Annotated in this window: 3 protein-coding genes; 2 read left to right on the top strand and 1 reads right to left on the bottom strand. The window is 41.3% G+C overall.

Translation table 11 applies throughout. The features are described from left to right. Window positions 1-638 precede the first annotated feature (638 nt). A complete protein-coding gene (locus G4P69_RS36105) occupies window positions 639-956 on the top strand; it encodes a DUF2605 domain-containing protein (RefSeq protein WP_208354710.1) in 318 nt (105 codons plus the stop codon). 260 nt (window positions 957-1,216) lie between these two features. After that, window positions 1,217-1,522: a DUF2973 domain-containing protein gene (locus G4P69_RS36100; protein WP_208354709.1), complete on the top strand. Its 306-nt coding sequence runs from the start codon at window positions 1,217-1,219 to the stop codon at window positions 1,520-1,522. 158 nt (window positions 1,523-1,680) lie between these two features. Here the strand turns inward: G4P69_RS36100 and G4P69_RS36095 are convergent. Beyond that, on the bottom strand, window positions 1,681-3,782 hold a 2,102-nt coding region (locus G4P69_RS36095; RefSeq protein WP_208354708.1), incomplete at its 5' end, for an amylo-alpha-1,6-glucosidase.

The following is a 3,782-nucleotide window of genomic DNA, read 5'->3' as shown; positions in this document are numbered from 1 at the left end:
ATTGTAACTTGCGCCTTTGGAAATAGCTTTTGTACTGCCATCGCCATCACGTGAGAAGCTGTGTGACGAATCTTTTTCAACCACTCAGACTCGCTAGTACGAGGTAAAGATATTTTTTCAACTTGCTCTGGTTGTAATGGTACTAAATTTGGCGACATCGGCTGCTGAAATATTGGCGAAGTAATAGGGAAAAATCTCCCTCAATATAGCATACTGGCCGTTGGGGCATGGGGCATGGGGCATGGGGCATTGGGCATTGGACATTGGGCATTGGGTATTGGGCAACACAAAAGACCCTGATGTATAGCGAGCCTAAATTATTTAGGAGAACGTGGAAGGCTGAAACCCTTATAGATAGGTGTTTTTAATCTCTGTATTTTCTCACTATTCAATTAGGATTTCTCTAGGATTTTTGATGTAAAACTATTGCCTGTTCTCCAATACCCCATGCCCATTGCCCATTGCCCATTTCTCAAAAACTATATACAAACGCTTTGAGACTGTCCTATAATGTTAAGAAATGTATCATAGATGACAGTTTATCAAAACTATAACTTATGACAGACTATTTAAATAATGTTAAGAATCGTCAATAGCGTTAATATTTAGGAAGAAACTAAGCACTATGCCTCTCATTTATGCGAGACTCGAATTTACCAGAAACTGAATTGCTCAAAACGGTATTGCAACCGCTGTTAGAAGATTTTCAGTATTGGTTTGCGCGATCGCGCAAGTTCTTAGAAACTGAGCATCTCTCATTTATGAGTCGAGTGGAGCAAAACGACTTGTTAACACGAGTGAAGCAAGCCGAGGAAGAAGTCAACACTGCGAAAATGCTGTTTATGGCAACAGACGCTCAAGTCGGGATTGATATGGCAGCATTATTGCCTTGGCATAATTTAGTAACAGAATGTTGGAACGTAGGGATGCGCTTCCGTCAAGCACAAGGCGGATAACTAGAGGTGTGTTCCTCACCAATCATTAAATTTTGATTGCTTTAACAACACAGTAAAGAAATTTTACATCAAAATAAACTAATAAAGTGATGCTTAATACCTTGTTTTTTTAACTTACTCAAAAAGTTTACCCAACTCAGCAAAATAGGCGCACAAAAAGTGCGTTAATCATTCCGCATCGATTAGGTCGTGGCCTTAGTTAGATCTAGTCAATTTAACTATAAAGTTTTCAAATTTGCTATTTTTGGAGGAAAATATCTATGTTACACCTGCTTTACATTTTTGCTTTTACTATCCTCGCTTTTATCGCTGTTGCAAATTTAATCCGTAACCTGATTATGTTCAGTTTTCATCAAGAACGGACTTATCCTCCGATGGCTAATCACTATATGTCATCAAACAGGCAGTTGATTCCTCATCCGGAGTTATTGGATAATTCAGGCAATTTAATAAAAGAACCTTTATTGGTGATGCGTTCTATTAACGTTGATGATGCACGTGAGCAACTAGACGCTCTATATGAAGCTTCCCCAGGACATAAAAGAGACAATCAAGAAGAAGGCTAAGAGGGAGCAGCTTTTTTGGGGAAGTCAAAAGTCACGCATTCAAAAGTCAAAAGTTGGGGAACAGGGGAGCAGAGGAGAAAGGTAAATTTATTCGACAAAAATATCTAACTTCTGACTCCTGACTCCTGACTCCTGACTCCTGAATTCTGGCTCCTTTTTTACGCTTCAATAACTACTCGAAGGTTTCCGCGTTTCTTGGCGACACGACAAGCGGTGGTGCTACCAGAACGCTCAAATTCTAAGTCGAGAATGGTAGGACCAACTCTTAAATTATGGAGTGATAAACGATTTATCGACTCTGGCAAAGCGGGGTCGATTATTCTTAAGCAGTTGTTGGGAGCATCAGGAACTAAGTTTACAATCATCTGGAGGAGTTGAAAAATACTCCCAGTTGCCCAAGCTTGAGGAGTACAAGCTACAGGATATTGTACAGGTGTACTCTCAGTAGTACGCTCATAACCACAGAAAAGTTCCGGAGGACGTTGATAGGGTTGCTGACTAGTCATGTCAAACAATCCTTCAAAGACTTCCAGAGCTTGATCAATCAGACCAAGCGATCGCAAACCGATAGCAATCATTGAATTATCATGGGGCCATACTGAACCAATATGGTAACCCATAGGATTGTATGCTGGTGAAAGACTACTTAAGGTACGAATACCCCAACCATTAAACATATCTGGAGCTCGTAACCGTTCCGCCACACTATAGGCTTTTTCCGGAGTAAAGATGCCTAACTGCAAACAGTGACCAGGATTTGAAGTGATACTGTCAACTTGGTTACCATCTCCATCCAAAGCCAAAGCACAGAAATCTTGATCTTCTATCCAAAAATCGCGATTAAAGCGAAGCTTCAAATTTCTTGCCTCTTCTTGCCAGCGATCTGACAAGTCAAGTCGTTTTTTCATCCTAGCAATTTCTGCCAGACGTAATTTAGCAGCATAAACATAAGCTTGTACCTCGCAAAGAGAAACCGCACCATTAGCTAATTCTCCTTTACGGTTTACAACACAATCGCCTGAGTCTTTCCACCCTTGATTAACAAGCCCACGTTTGGATTTTAGCCGATAGCGGAGATAACCAAAGTCCTTCATGTTATGGTCGATCCACTCCATAGCTGACAAAGCATTAGGCCAAAGTTGCTCTAGGAGTTCGCTATCATGAGTCCAGTCATAATATTCCGCGTACAGCATGATCCATAAAGGAGTGGCGTCAACTGTACCATAGTAAGGAGTGTGAGGAATTTCGTCACACCGAGCCATCTCCCCTAAACGCAATTCATGTAGAATCTTACCCGGTTCTTCTTCACGCCAATCATCTTCTACTTTGCCCTGATATCTTGCGAGTAGAATTAGGGTTTCCTTAGCAATTTGGGGATTTAACATGAGGGTTTGGGACGCTGTAATTATCGAATCCCTACCAAACAAAGCGGAAAACCATGGTACTCCAGCAGAAACAGTTTTTTGCTTACCGAACGACTGACGCAATAAATACATATCTTGCTCAGCACGCTCAATAATGCGATTGAAAAGACTTTTGTCTGTGCGGATTTGAGTAATTTGTTGCACCCAGTTTTGCTCTTCCATCAATTCCGCAGCTTTCGCCTGCACCAAGGTAAAAGCGGCACTAACAGTAGAGCTGGGATGATTATTTGTGAACAAATTTACCCGATATCCCAACTTTTGGGTTTCATGAGAAGCCAATTCTAGCTGCCAAACTGCTGTATAACCCTTAATATAGTCTGGTTGTCGATGCTGGAAGTAGACGCGGGATTCCATCAGCAAACCATCCAAACCTTGATAAGCGAGGGTTAAGCTTTGGTCTTTCTGTGTCTGTGACTGAGATTGTTGAGACGAAGAAACACCGTCTAATTCTTCAGGTGTGGGTTCCACTAAGCGTAAAAGTCTACCTCGGTTATCCCGTCCATAGCCACGAACTTCAAATAAATCCACAAAATCAGCATCAAAGCTAAGACTGAGTTCAAAGCTGACAGATGTTGTGCTATAATTAGAAATTTCTAATTCCTCAAATAGTGCCCCATTAAGCACCATTTCTCGTCTAATACCTACAGTATCAGCTCTGAGACGATCCTCTATTCTAGGGTTGGTACACAGAATTGAGAGTGAAAAACCTTTATCAGCAGTACTACTAAGTAAGACTGGTGAATGTCCATTAATTTGCAGTTCTAGACGACTCAGAAACCTTGTATCACAGCAAAACAGTCCCAGACTAGGGTTGCCTTCATTGAGTGAACAGCCAG

This window comes from Aetokthonos hydrillicola CCALA 1050, from assembly GCF_017591665.1.
Lineage (GTDB): Bacteria > Cyanobacteriota > Cyanobacteriia > Cyanobacteriales > Nostocaceae > Aetokthonos > Aetokthonos hydrillicola.
This window is presented reverse-complemented; position numbering and strand designations above follow the sequence as displayed.